Annotated in this window: 21 protein-coding genes; 16 read left to right on the forward strand and 5 right to left on the reverse strand. The window is 61.9% G+C overall.

Annotated elements, in window-relative coordinates; all coding sequences use genetic code 11:
* Both ARUE_RS24980 and ARUE_RS11175 read right to left on the reverse strand, forming a co-directional pair.
* Nucleotides 1–558, reverse strand: a complete 558-nt coding sequence (locus tag ARUE_RS24980) for a hypothetical protein (protein WP_353580051.1) — start codon at nt 556–558, stop codon at nt 1–3.
* An 11-nt stretch (nt 559–569) separates the two neighbouring features.
* Nucleotides 570–3,104 (reverse strand): DEAD/DEAH box helicase, encoded by a 2,535-nt coding sequence (locus ARUE_RS11175; RefSeq protein ID WP_014921866.1) that lies wholly within the window; start codon nt 3,102–3,104, stop codon nt 570–572.
* 71 nt (nt 3,105–3,175) lie between these two features.
* On the opposite strand from ARUE_RS11175, the gene ARUE_RS11180 reads away from it, so the two are divergent.
* From ARUE_RS11180 to ARUE_RS23770, 16 genes are all read left to right on the forward strand, one after another.
* Nucleotides 3,176–3,955, forward strand: a complete 780-nt coding sequence (locus ARUE_RS11180; RefSeq protein ID WP_043470253.1) for a trans-aconitate 2-methyltransferase — start codon at nt 3,176–3,178, stop codon at nt 3,953–3,955.
* The gene (locus ARUE_RS24130; protein WP_014921868.1) at nt 3,952–4,116 is read left to right on the forward strand and encodes a hypothetical protein; all 165 of its coding nucleotides are present in this window, start codon (nt 3,952–3,954) and stop codon (nt 4,114–4,116) included. Before ARUE_RS11180 ends, ARUE_RS24130 begins: the two co-directional genes overlap by 4 nt.
* Entirely contained in the window at nt 4,113–4,493 is a 381-nt protein-coding gene (locus ARUE_RS11185; RefSeq protein ID WP_011774767.1) for a GntR family transcriptional regulator, read from the forward strand. The genes ARUE_RS24130 and ARUE_RS11185 overlap by 4 nt, the downstream gene beginning before the upstream one ends.
* A 65-nt stretch (nt 4,494–4,558) precedes the next feature.
* A complete protein-coding gene (uvrA, locus tag ARUE_RS11190) occupies nt 4,559–7,486 on the forward strand; it encodes an excinuclease ABC subunit UvrA (protein ID WP_011774768.1) in 2,928 nt (975 codons plus the stop codon).
* Nucleotides 7,487–7,599: 113 nt separating this feature from the next.
* A complete protein-coding gene (locus ARUE_RS11195) occupies nt 7,600–8,316 on the forward strand; it encodes an HAD hydrolase-like protein (RefSeq protein ID WP_011774769.1) in 717 nt (238 codons plus the stop codon).
* On the forward strand, nt 8,303–8,971 hold the full coding sequence (locus ARUE_RS11200; RefSeq protein ID WP_011774770.1) for a lysophospholipid acyltransferase family protein: 669 nt from the start codon (nt 8,303–8,305) through the stop codon (nt 8,969–8,971). The genes ARUE_RS11195 and ARUE_RS11200 overlap by 14 nt, the downstream gene beginning before the upstream one ends.
* A 57-nt stretch (nt 8,972–9,028) precedes the next feature.
* Entirely contained in the window at nt 9,029–11,044 is a 2,016-nt protein-coding gene (uvrC, locus tag ARUE_RS11205; RefSeq protein ID WP_014921870.1) for an excinuclease ABC subunit UvrC, read from the forward strand.
* 131 nt (nt 11,045–11,175) lie between these two features.
* Nucleotides 11,176–12,099, forward strand: coding sequence for an RNase adapter RapZ (gene rapZ / locus ARUE_RS11210; protein ID WP_011774772.1), 924 nt, complete (start codon nt 11,176–11,178; stop codon nt 12,097–12,099).
* Entirely contained in the window at nt 12,099–13,115 is a 1,017-nt protein-coding gene (locus ARUE_RS11215) for a gluconeogenesis factor YvcK family protein (RefSeq protein ID WP_011774773.1), read from the forward strand. Before rapZ ends, ARUE_RS11215 begins: the two co-directional genes overlap by 1 nt.
* Nucleotides 13,116–13,124: 9 nt before the next feature.
* Complete coding sequence (whiA, locus tag ARUE_RS11220) at nt 13,125–14,105, forward strand: DNA-binding protein WhiA (protein WP_011774774.1); 981 nt, start codon at nt 13,125–13,127, stop codon at nt 14,103–14,105.
* A 173-nt stretch (nt 14,106–14,278) separates the two neighbouring features.
* Entirely contained in the window at nt 14,279–14,902 is a 624-nt protein-coding gene (locus ARUE_RS11225; RefSeq protein WP_043470256.1) for a superoxide dismutase, read from the forward strand.
* A gap of 271 nt (nt 14,903–15,173) precedes the next feature.
* Entirely contained in the window at nt 15,174–16,184 is a 1,011-nt protein-coding gene (gene gap / locus ARUE_RS11230; RefSeq protein ID WP_014921872.1) for a type I glyceraldehyde-3-phosphate dehydrogenase, read from the forward strand.
* 9 nt (nt 16,185–16,193) lie between these two features.
* Nucleotides 16,194–17,420 (forward strand): phosphoglycerate kinase, encoded by a 1,227-nt coding sequence (locus ARUE_RS11235; protein WP_011774777.1) that lies wholly within the window; start codon nt 16,194–16,196, stop codon nt 17,418–17,420.
* A gap of 74 nt (nt 17,421–17,494) precedes the next feature.
* A complete protein-coding gene (gene tpiA / locus ARUE_RS11240; protein WP_011774778.1) occupies nt 17,495–18,310 on the forward strand; it encodes a triose-phosphate isomerase in 816 nt (271 codons plus the stop codon).
* 36 nt (nt 18,311–18,346) lie between these two features.
* Nucleotides 18,347–18,604 (forward strand): preprotein translocase subunit SecG, encoded by a 258-nt coding sequence (gene secG, locus ARUE_RS11245; RefSeq protein WP_011774779.1) that lies wholly within the window; start codon nt 18,347–18,349, stop codon nt 18,602–18,604.
* Nucleotides 18,605–18,765: 161 nt separating this feature from the next.
* A complete protein-coding gene (locus tag ARUE_RS23770; protein WP_081589140.1) occupies nt 18,766–19,161 on the forward strand; it encodes an RNA polymerase-binding protein RbpA in 396 nt (131 codons plus the stop codon).
* On the opposite strand, the gene pgl is transcribed toward ARUE_RS23770, so the two are convergent.
* Genes pgl through zwf form a run of 3 tightly spaced genes read right to left on the reverse strand, consistent with a single transcriptional unit; the run spans nt 19,114 to nt 22,416 of the window.
* A complete protein-coding gene (gene pgl, locus ARUE_RS11250) occupies nt 19,114–19,932 on the reverse strand; it encodes a 6-phosphogluconolactonase (protein ID WP_011774780.1) in 819 nt (272 codons plus the stop codon). The two genes, ARUE_RS23770 and pgl, sit on opposite strands and share 48 nt — an antisense overlap.
* A complete protein-coding gene (locus tag ARUE_RS11255; protein ID WP_011774781.1) occupies nt 19,922–20,863 on the reverse strand; it encodes a glucose-6-phosphate dehydrogenase assembly protein OpcA in 942 nt (313 codons plus the stop codon). Before ARUE_RS11255 ends, pgl begins: the two co-directional genes overlap by 11 nt.
* Nucleotides 20,860–22,416 carry a glucose-6-phosphate dehydrogenase gene (gene zwf / locus ARUE_RS11260; RefSeq protein ID WP_014921874.1) on the reverse strand — a complete coding sequence of 519 codons (1,557 nt, stop codon included), beginning with the start codon at nt 22,414–22,416 and terminating at the stop codon, nt 20,860–20,862. Before zwf ends, ARUE_RS11255 begins: the two co-directional genes overlap by 4 nt.
* Nucleotides 22,417–22,430 lie beyond the last annotated feature (14 nt).

Consider the following 22,430-nt stretch of genomic DNA (forward strand, 5'->3'; position numbering starts at 1 on the left):
TTAGAGGGGGTCAGGCTGATCCAAGGGCCGGAGCTTGCCGCAGAGTGCATGGGTGGAGACCCATGCCTCGCGGCTCCGGACAGCGGCAGCCGCTCCCTTATGTGCCACGATTGCAGTCTCGGCCTCCAAGGAGGTCATAGACAGCAACGCGTTGTCCACGTCCTGCGGGACGGTGGCCGAGAGCGCTTCCATCAACCGGGCCGCATGATGGGGATAGTTGGCGTGAAGGCGGATCCAGCCGTCCGCAGTGCGCCGGAACCCGGATGCGGGTGCGAAGCCTTGGGCCGTCCGGCCCGCAATCCGGAGGTGGCCCAGCGAATCGAAGGATGCTGCCGTCAGCCCTGAGTCAACCGAGTATCTCCCGGGAGAACCTGTCAGTGCGTTGAGCGCTGTGGCGGCGCTTTGAACCGAACCGAGCGCCAAACCCTCGACGTCCAGGCCGCCACCCCACCACCGACGTGAACCGCTGCAGGCCGCCGGCTGTTCTTTGCGCAGGGCTTCCACCTCGCGCAGGCCGGCGGTCAGATCCGGGACGGATTCCATGGCACCGGGTTTCATTGCACGTGGACCTAGAGCCTGTTGACGTCTGTCACCCGGACCACGGCGGTGCCGGTCTCATCGGACGCCGCCAAGTCGATGTCGGCAGAGATTCCCCAGTCGTGGTTGCCCGCGGGATCGTCGAAGATTTGGCGGACCTTCCACGTCCCCGTTTCCTCATTGATGATGAGCAAACCGGGACCCCTCGCGTCAGGGCCCGTGCCAATGTCGTCATGTTCGTCGAAGTAATCGTCCAGGACCTCTTCCCACCTCTCCGCATCCCAGCCGGCATCGGCGTCGAGTTCGCCCAACGCGGCGGAGTCCTCGTCGGCAAAAAGCTCAACCCTGCGGAACATCTCGTTCCGAACCATTACCCGGAAGGCTCGAACGTTGGCGGTCAACAGCGGCGGCGGGGGCGGGGGAGCGTCATGGGGTGTGGGGGCGAGCCCGGACGTCAGCTCCTCCCACTCATCCAGCAGGCTGGAATCCACTTGGCGTACCAGCTCACCCAACCAGGCGATGAGATCTTCAAGGTCCTCACGGAGCGAATCCTGGGGAACCGTCTGCCTCAGCGCGCGGAAGCCGTCCGCCAGATAGCGCAGGACGATGCCCTCCGAGCGGGCCAAGCCATAGAACTGCACAAACTCGCCGAAGTTCATGGCACGCTCGTACATGTCCCGGATAATCGATTTCGGAGCAAGCTCGAAGTCGCCCACCCAGGGGGCTGCCTTGCGATAGACCTCAAAGGCCTCACCAAGAATCTCTGCCAGCGGCATGGGGTAGGTAACTTCGTCCAGCATGGCCATGCGCTGGTCATACTCAATGCCGTCAGCCTTCATGGCCGCAACTGCCTCGCCCCGGGCCTTCTTCTGCTGAGCGGAGAGGATCTGCCGCGGTTTCTCCAGGGTTGACTCAATGACAGAGACAACATCCAATGCGTAGGAGGGAGACTCCGGATCAAGCAGCTCCAGGGCAGCAAGTGCGAAGGGGGAGAGCGGCTGGTTGAGGGCAAAGTTGGCTTGCAGATGGACAGTCAGCCGGACTGAGCGTCCCTCAGCCTCTTGTTCCTCCTCCGGGATGCGTTCCACTACACCCGCGGCAAGAAGTTCCCGGTAGATCCCCAAGGCCTTCTTCATCAGCTTGAGTTGCGCCGGACGGCTCTCATGGTTCTCACTAAGCAGGCGCCGGGTTGCCTGGAAGGGGTCGCCCGGGCGTTCCATGAGGTTCAGCAGCATCGCATGGGTAACGGTGAAGCTGGACGTCAAGGGCTCGGGCACAGACTCGACGAGTCGCTTGAACGTGGGTTCGCCCCAGGACACGAATCCTTCCGGAGGCTTTTTCTTCACCACTTGGCGCAGTTTCTTCTGGTCATCGCCGAACTTGGCTGTGGCCTTGGCCATGGCTTTCGTATTTTCAACCACGTGGTCCGGAGCCTGAACCACCACTGTGCCTGCGGTGTCGTAGCCTGCGCGGCCCGCACGGCCGGCAATCTGGTGGAACTCACGGGAGTTAAGAGACCTGGTGCGTACGCCGTCGTACTTGCTCAGAGCCGTCAACAGCACTGTCCGGATGGGCACGTTGATGCCCACCCCCAAAGTATCGGTTCCGCAGATCACTTTGAGGAGGCCGGCTTGGGCGAGCTGTTCCACGAGTCGGCGGTACTTCGGCAGCATACCGGCGTGGTGGACGCCAATGCCGTGACGGACCAGCCTGTTAAGGGTCTTTCCGAAGCCGGCGGCGAACCTGAATCCCGCGATCAACTCGGCGATGCGGTCCTTCTCTGCCCGGCTGCACATGTTGATGCTCATCAGGTTCTGGGCACGCTCAATGGCTTCCGCCTGGCTGAAGTGAACCACGTACACGGGAACCTGCTTGGTTGAGAGCAGTTCTTCCAGCGTCTCGTGAACAGGGGTCAGGTGGTAGTAGTGGTGCAGCGGAATGGGTCGTTCCGCTGAACTTACAGTCGTGGTAGTCCGGCCCGTCAGCTCAGTCAGACCGGTTTCGAACCGCGAGACGTCGCCCAACGTGGCCGACATCAGGAGGAACTGCGCTTGGGGCAGTTCCAGCAGCGGTACTTGCCACGCCCAACCGCGCTGCGGGTCGGAGTAGAAGTGGAACTCGTCCATGATCACGGAGCCCAGCTCTGCCGCCGAGCCTTCGCGGAGGGCGATGTTGGCCAGGATTTCCGCCGTGCAGCAGATGATGGGTGCATCCTGGTTCACGCCGGAATCACCGGTGATCATGCCGACGTTTTCAGCGCCGAAGATCTCGCAGAGTGCAAAGAACTTTTCGGACACCAGTGCCTTGATGGGAGCCGTGTAATAGCTCCGCTGGCCCCGAGACATAGCCTCGAAGTGCGCCGCGATGGCTACCAGGGACTTTCCGGAACCGGTAGGAGTAGCCAGGATGACGTTCGCGCCGGAGGCGAGCTCCATGATCGCTTCGTCCTGCGCCGGGTACAGCTGCAGCCCGCGGCTCTCAGTCCACTCCACGAACCGTGTGTAGATTTCGTCCGGGTCCAAAGGACCGGTGGCGGTGGAACCGGGGAGCTGCTCAAGAAGTTTCATTGGTTTCCAGCTTAGTGCCCGGACGGTTTAGGCTCGGCCCAGCAGGCATGCCCGATCCGAGGAGGCTTATCGTGAAGTGGGACCCGTCCAAGTATGTGGAATTCGGCAACCATCGGGACCGGCCGTTCCATGACCTCGTGGCGAGGGTCCGGGCCCACGATCCACAGAAGGTTGTTGATCTCGGCTGCGGCCCCGGGAACCTGACCGCAACGCTGGCCGACCGCTGGCCGGAGGCACTCGTGGTGGGTCTGGACTCATCGGAGGAAATGCTCCTCAAAGCGGAGCCCCTCAGACAACGGTCCAATCGCTTGGCCTTCAAGCAGGGTGACATCGCGGAGTGGGTTCCGGATGCTGATACGGACGTCGTGGTGACGAATGCCGCTCTCCAATGGGTTCCCGGTCATCAGGAGATGCTGGCCGGCTGGCTTCGCGCCCTCAAACCGGGCGCGTGGTTTGCCATGCAGGTGCCGGGAAACTTTACGTCCCCGTCCCACACGCTCATGCGGCAACTGGCAGAGTCGGGAACGTGGTCCACACGGCTGGGCGGCGTGCTTCGGCACGATGGCGCAGTGGGCAGTCCTGCGGACTACTTGGGAATCATGCTCGACGCCGGATGCGCGGCGGACGCTTGGGAGACCACCTACCAGCAGGTGCTGCCGGGGGAGGACCCCGTCCTGGAGTGGGTCCGCGGTACGGGCCTGCGTCCGGTGCTGGCGGCCCTGTCTGCGCAGGAGGCAGCTGACTCCGAGGCAGAGTACTCAGCCCTGCTGCGCGAGGCCTACCCCCCGACGAGCCACGGAACGGTCTTCCCGTTCCGTCGCATTTTTGCTGTCGCCCAAAAGGCCGCATGAACCGGCAAGACGCTTCGCCCCTGCGCAGCACGCTCGGTTCCATGCAACGTCACGGCTTGTCCCTTGCCGACGTCGCTGGTCTAATTCTCGGCATGGACCAAGGACGCTTCGAACAGCAGATGCCCCAAGTGGAACCGGCACCAGGCCGGAGTTCCTCGTGACTCCCACAGGCGATTTTCCGGGCAGCTGGCGCCCCAACACCAGCAGTGCCGTTGCGCTCTTTGATCAATTGAGATTGCGGATCATCGAACTCGTGGATGCCGGAGTCCTTGCCGTTGGCGCCAAGCTTCCTCCTGTTCGCAACCTGGCCGGGGTGCTGGACGTCGCTCCGCACACGGTTGCGCGTGCTTACAAGGAATTGGAAGCGGCAGGGGTAGTGGCAACACGGGGCCGCAACGGCACCGTGGTCTGCGCACGGGATGATCGTTGGGGAGCGCTGGCCGGCGTCGCGGCACAATACGCCGCCGCCGCGAAGGCCCAGGGGGCTTCATTCGCCGAGGCAGTGCAGCTTCTTGCTGCGGCTTATGACGCCGACTGATACCGATCAGTAGCATGTGAGGCACGACATGGAAATTCGAAGAAGTTTTCGATTAGCATTGGTAGGTGCCCAAAGCCTTAGCTGAAGATACCGCCATGGATGCCTCTAAAGGCGTCTCCGTCCTTCCCGTTGCCAAACCCGCCAAGCCGGATCTTTCCCGCTTGGTGGTCAAGGGTGCCCGGGAACACAACTTGCGAAACGTGGATCTCGATCTCCCCCGTGACGCCATGATCGTGTTCACGGGACTCTCCGGTTCCGGCAAGTCATCCTTGGCTTTCGACACTATCTTTGCGGAGGGCCAGCGTCGGTATGTGGAGTCATTGTCCGCGTACGCGCGCCAGTTCCTTGGCCAGGTGGACAAGCCTGATGTCGATTTCATCGAGGGCCTGTCTCCGGCAGTGTCTATCGACCAGAAGTCCACCAGCAAGAATCCGCGTTCCACGGTTGGCACCATCACCGAAATTTACGACTATATGCGTTTGCTGTGGGCGCGCGTTGGCCGTCCGCACTGTCCCGTATGTGGCGAGCCCATCGCCCGGCAGACGCCGCAACAGATTGTGGATCAGCTCCTGGAACTGGATCCGGGCACGCGATTCCAGGTCCTGGCTCCTGTTGTTCGAGGGCGCAAGGGTGAATTTGTTGACCTCTTCAAGGAACTGACCGCGAAGGGTTATTCCCGCGCCCGTGTAGACGGCGAACTGGTTCAGCTGAGCGATCCTCCCAAGCTGGGCAAACAGTTCAAGCACACCATCGAGGTTGTGGTGGACCGTTTGGTGGTCAAGGAGGAGATCAGCCAGCGGCTCACCGATTCCGTGGAGACGGCTCTTGGCCTTGCAGAAGGCCGGGTGTTGGTGGAGTTCGTGGACCTCGATGCTGAGGATCCCGAGCGTATCCGCGCCTTCTCGGAGAACCTGGCGTGCCCCAACGAGCACCCTTTGGCCATCGACGAAATTGAACCCCGCTCGTTCTCGTTCAACAACCCCTTCGGCGCCTGCTCCGCTTGTAGCGGCATTGGCACCCGGCTGGAAGTGGATGAAGAGCTGATCGTTCCCAATCCGGAGCTCTCCCTGGGTGAGGGCGCCATTGCCCCTTGGGCCCTCGGCACAGCGACGACGGAGTACTGGAACAGGCTCCTCGAAGGCCTGGCGCACGAGCTGGGCTTCTCCATGAAGACATCATGGGAGAAGCTGCCCAAGGACGTCCGCAATACCGTGCTTCATGGCAAGGACCACAAGGTTGTTGTCCAGTACAAGAACCGTTTTGGTCGTGAGCGTAAGTACAGCACCGGCTTTGAAGGTGCCATTCAGTACGTCCACCGTAAGCACGGGGAAACGGATTCCGACTGGGCCCGCGACCGGTACGAAGAGTACATGCGTCAGATTCCCTGCCCTGAGTGCAACGGTGCGCGCCTCAACCCGGCGTCGTTGTCCGTGCTCATCAACGGGAAGTCCATCGCCGAGGTTGCTGCCCTTCCGATGCGTGAGTGCGCCGAGTTCCTGGGCAGCCTTACCCTGACCAACAGGGAAGCCCAGATTGCCAACCAGGTGTTGAAGGAAATCCAGGCCCGCCTGACCTTCCTCCTGGACGTCGGCTTGGAGTACCTCAACCTTGAGCGCCCCTCCGGGACCTTGTCCGGCGGCGAGGCACAACGCATCCGATTGGCCACCCAAATCGGTTCCGGCCTGGTGGGCGTCTTGTACGTTTTGGATGAGCCATCCATTGGCTTGCACCAACGAGACAACCGGCGGCTGATCGAGACGCTCACACGCCTCCGGGACCTTGGCAACACCCTGATCGTGGTGGAGCATGACGAAGACACCATCCACGAAGCCGACTGGGTGGTAGACATCGGACCTGGCGCCGGCGAACACGGAGGCCAGGTGGTGCACTCCGGAACCTACAAGGAACTCCTGGAGAACACCGATTCGCTGACGGGTGACTACCTCTCCGGACGCCGGAAGATTGATGTCCCCGCCAAGCGCCGCAAGTACGACAAAAAGCGTGAACTCAAGGTTGTGGGCGCCAGGGAGAACAACCTCGACAACGTGGACGCCACGTTCCCCCTGGGACTCTTTACCGCCGTGACCGGCGTTAGTGGTTCCGGCAAGTCCACGTTGGTGAACGAGATCCTCTACAAGGTGCTCGCTAACAAACTCAACGGCGCCAAGCAGGTTGCAGGACGTCACCGCACGGTGGCCGGACTTGAGCACCTGGACAAGGTGGTCCACGTAGATCAAAGCCCCATCGGCCGTACACCCCGATCCAACCCGGCCACCTACACCGGCGTCTTTGACAACATTCGGAAACTCTTCGCTGAGACAACCGAAGCCAAGGTACGTGGATACCAGCCCGGACGGTTCTCGTTCAACGTCAAGGGCGGGCGCTGCGAAGCCTGTTCAGGCGACGGTACGTTGAAGATCGAGATGAACTTCCTGCCGGATGTCTATGTTCCTTGCGAGGTGTGCCACGGCGCCAGGTACAACCGGGAGACCCTTGAAGTTCATTACAAGGGCAAGACCATTGCCGACGTCCTCAACATGCCCATCGAGGAAGGCGCGGAGTTCTTCGCTGCTTTCACTCCGATCGCACGGCATCTGAACACCCTGGTGGATGTCGGCCTTGGCTACGTCAGGCTTGGCCAGCCGGCAACCACTCTGTCCGGCGGCGAGGCCCAGCGTGTGAAGCTGGCTGCCGAGCTCCAGAAGCGTTCCAACGGTCGCAGCATCTATGTCCTGGATGAACCCACCACGGGCCTGCACTTTGAAGACATCCGCAAGCTGCTCATGGTTCTTCAGGGCTTGGTGGACAAGGGCAATACGGTGATCACCATTGAGCACAACCTGGACGTCATTAAATCCGCGGACTGGATTGTAGACCTCGGCCCCAATGGCGGTTCAGGCGGCGGAAAGATCGTGGCCACGGGAACGCCTGAGCAGGTGGCAAAATCCACCGACAGCCACACAGCGACCTTCTTGGCTGAGATTCTGAGTTAGTTACTTACGGGACGGCCTGGAGGCCGTCAGAGGAATATCTCCGAGACCTTGGAAGTATTCCCGTAGCGGCATGCGAGTTTCAGGCATGCCGCTACTCGTGAGAAACTAACCCGGTGACTCAAACAACGGTGCCCGTAATATTCGATCTGGACGGCACCCTTGTCGATCCTGCCGGTGGTATCACGGGAGGCATCTCTGCGGCCCTCCGGGAAATGGACCTTCCTGTTCCGGAACAAGCAGTGCTGAATTCCATGGTGGGTCCTAAACTCAGCGATTCCCTTCTGCATTTGGCCGACGTCCCGGGCGAATTAGTGGATGAAACCATTGAGCGATACCGGCGTCACTACAAAGAAACCGGCATTGGCCAGAGCAAGCTGTACCCAGGCGTCTTCGACCTCCTTGAGTATTTCGCGGAGACCGGCCGGCCTGTCGCGGTAGCCACCCAGAAGCCGCAGTCAATTGCACGGCTAGTGCTTGAGCACCACAAAATTGCAGACTTCTTCGTCTCCATCCGAGGTGCTGCGGACGACGAATCCCTCAAAGCAAATACGGCGTCCGGCAAAGTTGAGATCGTGGGCGCGGCCTTGAAGGATCTTCACTCCCAGCCGGCCGTCATGGTGGGGGACAGGCATCAAGACGTCGCGGGTGCTTTGGCCAACGGATTGGATTGCATCGGGGTCAGTTGGGGTTTCGCCCCGGACGGTGAACTTGAGGAAGCCGGAGCAGTCGCCGTAGTAAGCACTGCCCTGGAGCTTCGCAGCAAAATTGAAGAACTTGACGCTGTCCGCGCGGCAGCCCTGAGCGAGGTACAAAACGATGGCAGTCTTTGATGCGATCCGCTGGACAACCCGTGGCCTGATTTCCTCCACGTGCCGTCCAACGGTCATTGGACTGGAGAACGTTCCCAAGGATGGGCCATTCATCGTAGCGCCGAATCACCTGTCCTTCCTGGACAGTGTCATTGTCCAGGCACTCATGCCCCGGCCTGTTGCCTTTTTTGCCAAGGCTGAATACTTCACCACCAAGGGCGTCAAAGGCGCCGTGATGAAGTCGTTCTTCGAGGCAGTAGGTTCCATTCCCGTTGAGCGCGGTGAACAGGCGGCCAGCGTGCAGGCGCTCAAAACATTGCTGGACATCTTGGAATCCGGGAAGGGCATCGGCATTTACCCTGAAGGCACCCGGTCCCGAGACGGCATTCTCTACCGTGGCAGGACCGGCGTGGGGTGGCTCGCCTTGACCACAGGTGCCCCGGTAATCCCGGTCGGTCTGATCGGGACCGAGAAGTTGCAGCCTGCGGACAAGAATGCGGTTCGCCCGCAGCACTTCACCATGAAGGTGGGAGAACCTCTCTACTTCGACAAGACGGGCCCGGACCATTCGCTGCCGGCCCGCCGCGAAGTCACGGATAAAATCATGGATGCCATTGCGTTGCTCAGCGGGCAGGAACGGTCCACGAGCTACAACCAAAGCAAATCGGTCGACTAAGGCCTGGCAACCCGGCTCCTGGCAAAGACTGTCGCTCCCGTTCACTAGACTGGAACAGTGGCAGATCCAGCAAGTTACCGGCCCCAAACGGGTGAAATTCCCACTACGCCGGGCGTCTATCGTTTCCGCGACCCCCACGGTCGAGTCATCTATGTGGGCAAGGCAAAGAACCTCCGCTCCAGGCTGAATTCTTACTTCGCCAACCCCTCAGGGCTTCTCCCCAAGACCCATGCAATGGTCCACGCGGCCAGCAGTGTTGAGTGGACCGTGGTGGGTAGTGAGCTGGAATCGCTGCAGCTGGAATACACGTGGATCAAGGAATTCAAGCCACGGTTCAACGTGGTGTTCAGGGACGACAAGACCTACCCCTATCTGGCTGTCACCATGGGGGAGAAGTACCCCAGGGTGCAGGTCATGCGTGGTGAAAGAAGGAAGGGCACCAGGTACTTCGGCCCCTACACAGCCGGTGCCATCAGGGAAACCATGGATACGCTCTTGCGGGTTTTCCCTGTCCGGAGTTGCAGCGCGGGCGTCTTCAAGCGGGCTGAGTCCAGCGGCCGGCCCTGCCTTCTGGGATATATCGACAAATGCTCGGCACCCTGTGTGGGACGGGTCACCCCTGATGAGCACCGCGGCCTCGCTGAGGACTTCTGCTCCTTCATGGGCGGCGAAGCCAAACGTTTTATCAGCCGCTTGGAAAAAGACATGGCTGCCGCCGTTGCCGAACTGGACTACGAGCGCGCGGCGGGGCTGAGGGACGACATCATTGCCCTCCGCAAGGTCTTTGAACGGAACGCAGTGGTGCTCGCGGAGGACACGGACGCTGACGTCTTCGCTCTCCACGAGGACGAACTCGAAGCGTCCGTTCAGGTGTTCCACGTGCGCGGCGGCCGTGTCCGTGGGCAGCGCGGCTGGGTGGTGGAAAAGGTGGAGGATGCCACCACTCCCGAACTCATCGAACACTTGCTGCAGCAGGTCTACGGCGAGGACAGTGAAGTCCAAGGCCGCATTCCCCGGGAAGTCCTGGTTCCCGAGAACCCCAGCAACCATGCTGAATTGATGGAATGGCTTGGCGGCTTGCGTGGCGCCAGGGTGGACATCCGTGTCCCTCAGCGCGGCGACAAGGCCGCCCTGATGTCCACTGTGCGCGAGAATGCCGAGCAAGCCCTGAAGCTGCACAAGACCCGGCGCGCAGGAGACATTACGGTCCGCTCGCTTGCCCTTCAGGAACTTCAGGAGGCCCTGGAGATCCCGGTTCCGCTCCTGCGGATCGAGTGCTTCGATATCTCCCATGTCCAAGGCACCAACGTGGTGGCTTCCATGGTGGTGGTGGAAGACGGACTGCCCAAAAAGTCCGACTACCGGAAATTCTCCATTACGGGTGCGGCAGCAACGGACGATACTGCGGCCATGCACGACGTCCTGACCCGTCGGTTCAGGCACTACCTGACGGATAAGGCTGCACAGGTCCCCATCGTTTCCGGCGAGATCGTCAACCCGACGCGTGCAGGCGCCAAGAGCGGCACTGAGCTGCCGCCGTCGGACCTTGACGTACCAGCGCCGAAGGCCAAGTTTGCCTACCCGCCCAACTTGGTTGTGGTGGATGGTGGGCAGCCGCAGGTCAATGCTGCGGCCCGTGCCCTTGCTGAGTTGGGTATTGATGATGTTTACGTGGTGGGTCTCGCCAAGCGGCTCGAGGAAGTTTGGCTGCCTGACAGTGACTTCCCCGTCATCCTGCCCCGAACATCGCAGGGGTTGTATCTCCTGCAACGGATCCGTGACGAAGCCCACCGCTTTGCCATTACTTTCCACCGGCAGAAGCGCGGCAAGGCGATGACAGTTTCCGTCCTGGACGGCGTACCGGGCCTGGGCGAGGCAAAACGCAAGGCTTTGGTAGCCCATTTTGGCTCGCTCAAGAAGATCAAGGCCGCGTCCGTGGAGGAACTCACCTCTGCCAAGGGCATCGGGCCCGCGCTGGCCGCTGCCGTGGTACAGCACCTTGGGTCCACCGAAGACGCAGGTGAAAGGGCGCCGGCGGTTAACATGACCACCGGCGAAATCCTCGAATCTTAGCTAGGGTAAGAACCTGGCCGGTCGGCGCACCATTGATGCCGGACGCCTGAAACGGGCCATATGCGACCTCCTTCCCAGGCGGCTGCCACGAGCTTTTCGAATGACCACTTCCGACGAAACGGGGACAACTGATGGATGAGGCTACGGCAAAGTCCGGCACGGAGCAGGACGGCCTGACGCCCGTCAAGCCACCTGAAGCGGAATTGTTGGTGGTAACCGGCATGTCGGGCGCCGGACGCAGCACCGCCTCCGATGCTTTGGAGGACCACGGCTGGTACGTCGTGGACAACCTTCCTCCGCAAATGCTGGGCACTTTGGCCGAAATTGTGTCACATGCCCCGAAGTCGATTCCCAAACTTGCCGTAGTGGTGGACGTTCGCAGCAAGGACCTCTTCACTGACATCCAGACGGCTTTGGGGGCGCTGAGCGCGAGCGGCATCACCTTCCGGGTACTCTTCCTGGACGCCAACGACGACGTCCTGGTCCGGCGCTTCGAGCAGGGGCGCCGCCCGCATCCGCTGCAGGGCGGGGGAAGGATCCTCGACGGCATCGGCATCGAGCGTGAGGTCCTCCGTGAACTGCGCGAACACGCCGACGTCGTTCTGGACACCTCCGAGTTCAACGTCCACGGCTTGGCTACGGCCATCACGGAACTGTTCAGCGATACCGGGCCGGTGACACTTCGCTTGAACGTCATGAGCTTTGGCTTCAAATACGGGCTGCCCGTGGACGCGAATTTCGTGGCCGACGCCCGCTTCATCCCCAACCCGCACTGGGTTCCCCAATTGCGGCCGCATACGGGCTTGGATGAGGATGTCAGCGATTACGTCCTGGGCGCGGAGGGTGTTCAGGAGTTCGTGGACCGCTATGTGCGGGCTTTGGAGCCTGTCCTGGACGGTTACCGCCAGGAGAACAAGCACTACGCCACGCTGGCAGTTGGATGCACAGGCGGCAAGCACCGTTCGGTGGCAGTCGCCATGGAACTTTCGAAGCGCCTGGCGCAGTACCCGCGCGTCACCGTGACCACCACCCACCGCGACCTGGGACGCGAGTAGTGGGGGTTCTGACGGGCCCGCTGCCACTTATTCCGCCCAAGGGCGTCCCCGGCAGCCAGCAGAAGAAGAGCCCCTCCGTGGTGGCCTTGGGCGGCGGTCATGGCCTCGCGGCGTCTCTGTCTGCCTTGCGTCTGCTCACCTCGGAGCTGACGGCAATCGTCACAGTGGCGGACGACGGCGGCAGTTCCGGGCGTCTCCGCGATGAGTACGGCGTCCTCCCGCCCGGAGACCTGCGGATGGCCCTGAGCGCCCTGTGTGATGACACCGACTGGGGCCGGACCTGGCGCGATGTCATGCAGCACCGCTTTGAAGCGGGTTCGGCGAAGGGCGGCTCGCTGGACAACCACGCCATGGGCAACCTGCTCATCGTTACACTGTGGGAGCTTTTGGGGGACACCGTTGCCGGCCTGAAGTGGGCCGGAGCACTGCTGGGTGCCCGCGGACAAGTACTGCCGATGTCCAGCGTTCCCCTCACCATTGAGGGCAAGGCGCGCATGGAGTTGCCCGATGGTGGCCACGAACTGAGGACGGTTCGGGGGCAGGCGAAGTGTGCCGTGGCGGGAAAGCTGGAAGAAGTCAGGCTCCTGCCCGAATCCGCTCCTGCCTGCACCGAAGCACTCACCGCGATTGAGCTTGCTGATTGGGTCATCCTGGGCCCCGGCTCTTGGTATACCTCGGTTTTGCCGCATTTGCTGTTGCCCGAGCTTCGTCGGGCCTTGGGCGATACCGCTGCCAAACGCTGTCTCACCATGAACCTGGACGTTGAAACCAAAGAAACCTCGGGCATGACCGCAGCGGATCACTTGGATGTCCTGCGCCGCTATGCGCCTGAGTTCACGGTGGACGTCGTCCTGGCGGATCCCGCGGCCGTGCAGGATCGCAAGGCCTTTGAGAAGGCGGCCGCGATGATCGGCGCCGAAGTGGTGTTGGGTAGAGTAGGGGCGTCGAGGCGCCGCCCCGTCCATGATCCACTGCTGCTGGCAGCGGCGTACCACGATATTTTCGGGAACAGTTAGGAATACGCGATGGCACTTACTGCGTCGGTCAAGGACGAACTGTCCCGGCTGGACATCAAGAAATCTTCCGTCCGCAAAGCGGAGGTTTCGGCAATGCTGCGTTTCGCAGGCGGCTTGCACATTATTTCGGGGCGGATCGTCATCGAGGCTGAAGTTGACCTCGCCTCCACCGCCCGTCGTCTCCGGGCAGCGATCGCTGAAGTCTACGGGCATCAGAGCGAAATCATCGTTGTTTCCGGCGGAGGATTGCGCCGGGGGAGCCGCTACGTGGTCCGCGTAGTGCGCGACGGCGAGGCACTTGCCCGCCAAACGGGCTTGTTGGATGGCCGTGGACGTCCTGTCCGGGGCCTTCCCTCCGCAGTGGTCAACGGTTCAGCGGCCGATGCTGAGGCCGTGTGGCGGGGCGCTTTCCTTGCCCATGGCTCACTCACTGAACCAGGGCGATCGTCGTCACTCGAAGTGACGTGCCCGGGCCCTGAGTCCGCGTTGGCGCTAGTCGGTGCTGCCCGCCGGCTTGGGATTCAGGCCAAAGCACGTGAAGTTCGCGGCGTGGACCGTGTGGTCATCCGTGACGGCGACACTATTGCTACCCTCCTGACACGCATGGGCGCCCATGACGCCCTGATGGTCTGGGAAGAACGGCGCATGCGAAAGGAAGTCCGGGCAACGGCCAACAGGCTTGCCAACTTTGATGACGCCAATCTGCGTCGCTCGGCCCAGGCGGCAGTAGCAGCGGGCGCCAGGGTGGACCGTGCGTTGGAGATCCTTGGCGACGACGTTCCGGACCATCTCAAGTACGCCGGGGAGCTTCGCGTGGCCCACAAGCAGGCAAGCCTGGATGAACTCGGCCGCCTTGCCGATCCACCCATGACCAAGGACGCCATAGCTGGCCGTATTCGCCGGCTCCTGGCCATGGCAGACAAACGCGCCCTGGATTTGGGCATTCCGGGCACTGAGGCAAATGTGACTCCGGAAATGATGGACGAGTAGAGCACACCCATAGAATCGAAAAGTGTGAAGGAAATACTGCGAGGCCACCGCCGGTTGTTCCCGGTGGAGGCATGAACAGTCTTCTTCACCAAGGATTTCCGGCCGGCCCGCTGGCCGGATGACATAACGAGAGTTACCAACCCGGACGTGAGTCCATTACATTGGAGGATTTCGTGACAGAGTACGTTCTGCCCGAGCTCGGCTACGACTACGCAGCACTCGAGCCGCACATTTCGGCAAAGATCATGGAGCTGCACCACAGCAAGCACCATGCGGCATACGTTGCAGGCGCCAACAACGCCCTCGCCCAGCTGGCCGAAGCGCGCGAGAAGAATGATTTCGCCAACATCAACCGCCTCTCCAAGGACCTCGCGTTCCACACCGGTGGGCACATCAACCACTCCGTGTTCTGGAACAACATCTCCCCGGACGGCGGCGACAAGCCCGAAGGCGAACTGGCTGCTGCCATTGACGACGCTTTCGGCTCCTTCGATGCTTTCCGTGCCCAGTTCAGCGCGGCTGCACTGGGCCTGCAGGGTTCCGGCTGGGCCTTCCTGGCATACGAGCCCATCGGTGGAAACCTGCTCATCGAGCAGCTCTACGATCAGCAGGGCAACGTGGCAGTGGGCACCACCCCGCTGCTGATGCTGGACATGTGGGAGCACGCCTTCTACCTGGACTACGTCAACGTCAAGGCTGACTACGTCAAGGCCTTCTGGAACATCGTCAACTGGGCCGACGTCGCCAAGCGCTTCGAAGCTGCCCGCGCCAACGCCACGGGCCTCATCGTCCTCTAGTTGGTGAGTCCCGGTTCACGCGAATGTAACAAAAGTCACTTTTGGCGTGAATTGGGGCCAAATGCTGGAAAGCCTGCCTCCGCAGTTGCGGGGGCAGGCTTAGTTAAACGTAAGATGGATCACGGAAGGCGGTTAGCCTTCAGCAACGTGGCTGGTCGCCCTCCGATCTGATAATCACCTCTGCCCAAAGACGTGCGGGGTCTGTTAGTTGGAAATATTTGATCCGACTCACTAGGCGTGCTTGCAAGAGCACCAAGGAGATTGACACATAGTGACCACCCGTATTGGTATCAACGGCTTCGGCCGCATCGGCCGTAACTACTTCCGCGCAGCACTGGCCCAAGGCGCAGACCTTGAGATCGTGGCAGTGAACGACCTCACCAGCCCCGAGACTCTCGCCCACCTCCTGAAGTACGACTCCGTCGGTGGCCGCCTCACGCAGTCCGTGGAGGTTGTTGATGGCAACCTGGTAGTCGATGGCAAGTCCATCACCGTTCTGGCCGAGCGCGATCCCGCCAACCTCCCTTGGGGCGAGCTGGGCGTAGACATCGTCATCGAGTCAACCGGTTTCTTCACCAAGGCAGCAGCCGCGCAGAAGCACATCGATGCCGGCGCCAAGAAGGTCCTCATTTCGGCACCCGCCAGCGACGAAGACATCACCATCGTTATGGGCGTCAACCAGGATCTCTACGATCCCGCAACGCACAACATCATCTCCAACGCATCCTGCACCACCAACTGCCTCGGCCCGCTGGCCAAGGTTGTCAATGACGCTTTCGGCATCGAGCGTGGCCTGATGACCACGGTCCACGCCTACACCGCAGACCAGAACCTGCAGGACGGCCCGCACGGCGATCTCCGCCGCGCCCGTGCTGCCGCCATCAACATGGTTCCCACCTCAACCGGTGCAGCCAAGGCTATCGGCCTGGTCCTGCCGGAACTGAAGGGCAAGCTGGACGGTTACGCCATTCGCGTTCCCGTCCCCACGGGTTCCGCCACGGACCTCACGGTCACCGTTTCCCGCGAAGTCACGGTTGAGGAAGTCAACGCTGCCGTCAAGGCTGCCGCTGAGTCCGAGCAGTTCGCCGGAATCCTCAGCTACACGGATGCCCCTATCGTGTCCTCGGACATCGTCGGAGACCCCGCGTCCTCCATCTTCGATTCCGGCCTCACCAAGGTCATCGGCAACCAGGTCAAGGTTGTTTCCTGGTATGACAACGAGTGGGGTTACTCCAACCGCCTCGTAGACCTCACGGAGCTTGTCGCATCCAAGCTGGGCTAGGGTAGACACATGACATCTCACACCCTCAACGAGCTCATCGCTGAAGGTGTCCGCGGGCGGTACATTTTGGTCAGAAGTGACCTGAATGTGCCGCTCGACGGCTCTGCAGTGACCGATGACGGCCGCATCAAGGCCTCCCTACCGGTCCTCAAGAAGCTCTCGGACGCCGGTGCCCGTGTGCTCGTAACCGCACACCTCGGACGCCCCAAGGGCGCCCCCGAGGACAAGTACTCGCTCAAGCCCGCTGCGGCCCGCTTGGCGGAGCTCGCGGACTTCAAGGTCCAGTTGGCCAACGACACGGTGGGGGACTCCGCGAAGGAGCTCGCGGCCGGTCTCCAGGACGGCGAAGTACTCGTCTTGGAAAACGTTCGCTTCGATGCCCGCGAAACCAGTAAGGACGACGCCGAGCGCGGCGCCTTCGCTGATGAGCTGGTTGCCCTGACGGGGACCAACGGCGCGTATGTTGACGACGCCTTTGGCGCGGTGCACCGCAAGCACGCCAGCGTCTTCGATGTCGCAACCCGGTTGCCGTCATACCTGGGCGATCTTGTGCACACCGAAGTAGAGGTTCTCCGGAAGCTCACAACGGATACGCAACGTCCCTACGTTGTGGTTCTTGGTGGCTCCAAGGTTTCTGACAAGTTGGCAGTCATTGACAACCTGTTGGGCAAGGCTGACACCATCCTTGTTGGCGGCGGCATGCTGTTTACCTTCCTGGCAGCAGCCGGGCATAAGGTGGCGGGCAGCCTCCTCGAGGAAGACCAGATTCCGGTGGTCCAGGACTACCTCAAGCGCGCATCCGATGCCGGAACGTCGTTCGTGATCCCAACCGATGTTGTGGTCGCCAGCCGTTTCGCTGCGGATGCTGAACACGAGGTCGTTAAGGCAGACGCCATAGAGGACAGCACCTTTGGTGCTTCCGGCATCGGCCTGGACATCGGCCCGGAATCCGCAGCGGCATTCGCGGCCCAGATCGAGGGGGCCAAAACCGTGTTCTGGAACGGCCCCATGGGCGTCTTCGAATTCGAAGCCTTCTCCAGCGGCACGCGCGCCATTGCGCAGGCACTTACGGATACGGTTGCGTTCACCGTGGTTGGTGGTGGCGATTCCGCCGCAGCCGTCCGCACCCTCGGCTTCGAGGATTCGCAGTTCGGCCACATTTCCACCGGTGGCGGTGCCAGCTTGGAATACCTTGAAGGCAAGGAACTTCCCGGTCTGAGCGTCCTGGACCGCTAAGCATCAACCGACCGGCAGGGCGCTACCGCGTCCTGCCGGTCGTTCCATATCTCAACGCATTTTTTGGAGTTCATGTGACTACCTCTGCTAACGGCAACTTCATCCGCAAGCCCTTCATCGCCGGCAACTGGAAGATGAACATGGACCACGTCCAGGGCATCACCTTGCTGCAGAAGCTCGCGTGGACACTGTCAGACGCCAAGCACGACTACAACCGTGCGGAGGTTGCAGTATTCCCTCCGTTCACCGACCTCCGCGGTGTCCAGACACTCGTACAGGGTGATGAACTGGAAATTGTCTACGGTGGCCAGGATCTGTCCCAGTTCGACTCCGGCGCTTACACGGGTGATATCTCCGGTCAGTTCCTCAGCAAGTTGGGCTGTGCCTACGTATTGGTGGGCCACAGTGAGCGCCGCACTATCCACAACGAGTCTGACGAGGTTTTGAACGCCAAGGTCAAGGCCGCCTTCCGCCATGGACTTACTCCCGTACTGTGCGTAGGTGAGGGCCTTGAAGTCCGTCAGGCCGGCACACACGTTGAACACACCTTGGCCCAGCTGCGTGCCGGTGTGGAAGGCCTCACGGCTGAGCAAGCTGCTGAACTCGTTGTGGCTTACGAACCCGTCTGGGCCATCGGTACCGGCGAAGTTGCTGGCCCGGAAGACGCACAGGAAATGTGCGCTGCAATCCGCGCCGAGCTTGCCGAACTCTTCGATGAGACTGTCGCAGGGAAGACGCGCCTCCTTTATGGCGGCTCCGTCAAGGCCAATAATGCTGCCGCCATCATGGCCGAAAGCGACGTTGACGGATTGCTCGTGGGTGGCGCCAGCCTGGACCCCGCCGAGTTTGCTAACATTGTCAGGTTCGAGAGCCACCTCGTCACGGACTAGTCCGGCTCCCGTTTTCCGCTTCTTCGAAAGGCCGTCGTGGACGTTCTTCAAGTCATTCTGCAGATCCTGCTGGGCATCACCAGCCTTCTGCTGACGCTGCTCATCCTCTTGCACAAGGGACGTGGCGGCGGTTTGTCCGACATGTTCGGTGGCGGAATGAGCTCCGGATTGAGTTCATCCGGCGTAGCTGAGCGCAACCTGAACCGCTTCACCATCATTCTCGGAATCACGTGGGGTGTTGTGATCATCGGTTTGGGCCTGATCATGCGATTCAGCTCGGGTGGCGACTCCTAGTCATTGCCAAAAGGGAGGCTCCTGGACAGGAGCCTCCCTTTTTCTTGCCCCCGGGCACCCAACCCTAGTGCCGTCGTCGAGCCCCTCGCATTAGACTGTCCCTGTTGGCCGTAAGGCCACAGGCCGTGACGGCCGACCACCGAGTCGCTAGGGGTTCGAAAATGGTTCATGGCACGTCTGGTTATCGGGGCACTCGCGTAGGCGTAACCCAGGGCTCAGAGCCGCGGCAACAAAGCGACCACGGATCCGGCGAACAGTTGCCGCGTATTCGTGTTCCCTATTGGTGCGCCAAGGGACACGAAACGCGGCTTGTTTTCCTTAAGCTGCCGGACGAGCAGATTCCCAGGACGTGGGACTGCCCCAAATGTGGTTCGCCCGCTACGCGGGATCCCGGCCATCCGGCCCCGGAAAGACCTGACGATGAGATCTTCAAATCGCACTTGGATTACGTTAAAGAACGACGCTCCAGCCAGGATGCCGAAGTGGTCCTGGCTGGAGCGCTGGATCGGTTACGCGCCCGCGGGGTCCTTCCGGACCAACTGCTGGGGGACGCGTGACGCCGCATTCTCGTCGATAAGCCATAGGGTCCTCGCCCGCCCCACAGGACCCGCTGCGGGGACCTGGACGGGGTTGGCGCCTGCGAGGGCCAAGCCCACAGCTCCTGCCTTGTCCTCGCCGGCAACAACCATCCAGATTTCCTGTGCGGTGTTGATTGCAGGAAGCGTCAATGAAATGCGCGACGACGGTGGCTTGGGTGAGTTCTCGACGCCCACCACGGGACGGGACTTCTCGCGGATGCCGGCTTGCTCGGGGAAAAGCGATGCCACATGCGCATCGGGTCCCACGCCCAGGAGCAGGATGTCGAACCGGGGCAGAGTCCCGGGCTGCTCGGGCCTGTCATCAGACGTGTCTGCTGCGTGCTCGGCCTCTGCAGCTGCCTTGAGCTCTTCAGCGTAGGCAGCTGCTGCCTCGTCCGCCGTAGCGTACTGATCGGCGGAGCCGGGCTCGTGAACCCGGGCAGGATCTACCGCCAAGTGGGAAAGCAAAGCCTGGTGTGCTTGGCGGGTGTTCCTGTCGTCGCTGTCAGCGGCAACAAATCGCTCATCACCCCACCAGAAGTTGACCCTTGACCAGTCGACAGCGGGCGCCGCGGCAGAGTCTGCGACGGCCTTCAGGGTCCCAATGCCAACGGTTCCGCCGGTCAGGACTACTGTGGCCTCGCCATGCTTGTCCTGGACATCCACAAGCTTGGTGATGAGACGTGCCGCAATGGCGGCCATCAACACCTTTGAATCGGGGTGGATGCTTACTCTTGGCTCAGCGTGCACTGGTCTGGACTCTCCTCTGGCTGGTTAGTGGCAGTCCCATCGTAATCACTTCTCCGAAGACTTCGTCCGGATCGAGCCTGCGGAGTTCCTCGGCGAGGCAATCCTTGAGGCTTCTGCGGGGGAGCGTGATACGCTGCGCCGGCTGTCCGGGCTGTGTCAGCTCGGCCACGGACAGGCCGGGACGGAAGAGCTGCACGTCGCCACTGGCGCGGGTGAGGCGCACACGGCGGATGCCGGTTCCTGCCGGATCGGCAACGATCGTGACGGGAGCCTGCAGGGCCAAGCTCAGCCATGCGGCGAGGAGCAGCGTGCTGGGGGAGTCCGAGGCACCTTCCACGGCGACGGCTGATACCGGGTCACCATCAACCTGGTCGAACACGGCTGCGAGCTGCATGCGCCAATTGGTCAGGCGGGTCCAGGCGAGGTCGGTGTCGCCGGCTTTGTACGTGGCCCGGATGTTTTCCAGGGCGAGCCGGGGATCGGGTTCGTTGGCGGAATCCGTGATGCGTCGGTGGGCGATGCGGCCGATCGATGTCTCGCAGGCACTTTCCGGTGCACCGTGCGGCCACCACGCCACGATCGGTGCGTCCGGGAGCAGCAGCGCAGCGACCAATGATTCGCTCTCGTGCGCCATGTGCCCGTGGCCGCGCAGGACGATGACCTCCGAAGCTCCGGCGTCGCCACCCACGCGGATCTGCGCGTCGAGGCGGTCCGGGCCTTCTACGCCTGCGTCTGCCAGGACAATGATCCGGCACGGGTGTTCCCGGCTGGCTTCATTGGCTGCCTCGATGGCTTCCTCTTCCTGCCCGGACTTGGTCACGACCACCAGGGTGAGGACACGACCCAAGGCGATGACGCCGCCTTGTTCGCGCAGCGACATGATCTTCTTGGAGATCTTGGAGGTGGTGGTATTGGGAAGATCTACGATCATGGCCTTCTCCAGGTTCGTCCGTCGCGAGCCAGCAGGGCGTCGGCCGAGGCCGGGCCCCAGCTGCCGGGTGCGTAGGGTTGCGGTTGTTCGTCCAGGCCGGCCCAGTATTCCTCGAACGGGTCAAGGATCTTCCAGGACAATTCCACTTCCTGGTGGCGCGGGAAGAGCGGCGGTTCGCCCAGGAGCACGTCCAGGATGAGGCGTTCGTAGGCTTCGGGGCTGGACTCGGTAAAGGAGTGGCCGTAGCCGAAGTCCATGGTGACGTCGCGGACTTCCATCTGCGTGCCGGGAACCTTGGAACCGAACCGGATGGTGGCGCCTTCGTCGGGCTGGACACGGATCACTACGGCGTTCTGGCCGAAGTCGTCCTCGCCGTGATCGCGGAAGAGCAGGTTTGGTGCGCGTTTGAAGACCACTGCGATTTCAGTGACGCGGCGGCCGAGGCGTTTGCCGGCGCGCAGGTAAAACGGCACACCGTTCCAGCGGCGGGTGTTGATGTCTACCCGGATCGCAGCGAACGTCTCGGTCTTCGAATCGGCAGGAATACCGTCCTCATCCAGGTATCCGAGGACTTCTTCGCCGCCCTGCCAACCACCGGTGAACTGACCGCGGGCCGAATGGGTGGAGAGGTCCTCTGGCAGCTTGACCGCTGCGAGGACCTTTTCCTTCTCCGCCCGCAGATCGTCGGCGTTGAAGGAGATGGGTTCTTCCATCGCCGTCAACGCCAGCAACTGCAGCAGGTGGTTCTGGATGACGTCGCGGGCCGCGCCCACGCCGTCGTAGTACCCTGCGCGGCCACCTGTTCCGATGTCCTCGGCCATGGTGATCTGCACGTGGTCCACGTAGTTGGCGTTCCAGAGCGGTTCGAACAACTGGTTCGCGAAACGCAGCGCCAGGATGTTCTGTACCGTCTCCTTGCCCAGGTAGTGGTCGATCCTGAACACGGCATCGGCCGGGAACACCGATTCCACGATGTCGTTCAGCTGCCGGGCAGACTCGAGGTCGTGCCCGAACGGCTTCTCGATGACCACTCGGCGCCACTGACCGGGCTTGGCCTGCGCCAGGCCGTGCTTGGACAGCTGACGACACACCTGCTCGAAGGCCTTGGGCGGGATGGACAGGTAGAAGCCGTGATTGCCGCGGGTGCCACGGGTCTCATCCAGCTCATCCAACACATCACCGAGGCGCTCGAAAGCGTCGTCGTCGTCGAACTCGCCCTGGACAAAGCGGATACCGGAAGCAAGCTGCTCCCACACGGCTTCATCGAACTTGGTCCGGGCGTGGGCCTTGACGTTTTCCTTGACCTCGGCCGCGAAGTCGGCGTTGTCCCAGTCGCGGCGGCCGAAACCCACCAGCGCGAAGCTGGGCGGAAGGAGGCCACGGTTGGCGAGGTCATAGACCGCCGGCATGAGCTTTTTACGGGCGAGGTCGCCGGTGACTCCGAAGAACACCAACGACGACGGCCCGGCAATGCGGTTCAGGCGCCGATCCCGCGGATCCCGCAAGGGGTTCCGGAGACCGGCGGCTTTCCTGCCGTTTTCAGTTTCTGGCATGTTTGGTTCTGTGC

The organism is Arthrobacter sp. Rue61a, assembly GCF_000294695.2.
In the GTDB taxonomy this organism is placed as follows: domain Bacteria; phylum Actinomycetota; class Actinomycetes; order Actinomycetales; family Micrococcaceae; genus Arthrobacter; species Arthrobacter aurescens_A.

Bases quoted from the DNA above. Each gene is read 5' to 3' on its own strand.
- ARUE_RS11175 (WP_014921866.1), bottom strand. From the start codon at position 3,104: ATGAAACTTCTTGAGCAGCTCCCCGGTTCCACCGCCACCGGTCCTTTG.
- whiA (WP_011774774.1), top strand. From the start codon at position 13,125: ATGGCACTTACTGCGTCGGTCAAGGACGAACTGTCCCGGCTGGACATC.
- zwf (WP_014921874.1), bottom strand. From the start codon at position 22,416: ATGCCAGAAACTGAAAACGGCAGGAAAGCCGCCGGTCTCCGGAACCCC.
- ARUE_RS11200 (WP_011774770.1), top strand. From the start codon at position 8,303: ATGGCAGTCTTTGATGCGATCCGCTGGACAACCCGTGGCCTGATTTCC.
- ARUE_RS24130 (WP_014921868.1), top strand. From the start codon at position 3,952: ATGAACCGGCAAGACGCTTCGCCCCTGCGCAGCACGCTCGGTTCCATG.
- ARUE_RS24980 (WP_353580051.1), bottom strand. From the start codon at position 558: ATGAAACCCGGTGCCATGGAATCCGTCCCGGATCTGACCGCCGGCCTG.
- ARUE_RS11235 (WP_011774777.1), top strand. From the start codon at position 16,194: ATGACATCTCACACCCTCAACGAGCTCATCGCTGAAGGTGTCCGCGGG.
- ARUE_RS11255 (WP_011774781.1), bottom strand. From the start codon at position 20,863: ATGATCGTAGATCTTCCCAATACCACCACCTCCAAGATCTCCAAGAAG.
- ARUE_RS23770 (WP_081589140.1), top strand. From the start codon at position 18,766: ATGGTTCATGGCACGTCTGGTTATCGGGGCACTCGCGTAGGCGTAACC.
- rapZ (WP_011774772.1), top strand. From the start codon at position 11,176: ATGGATGAGGCTACGGCAAAGTCCGGCACGGAGCAGGACGGCCTGACG.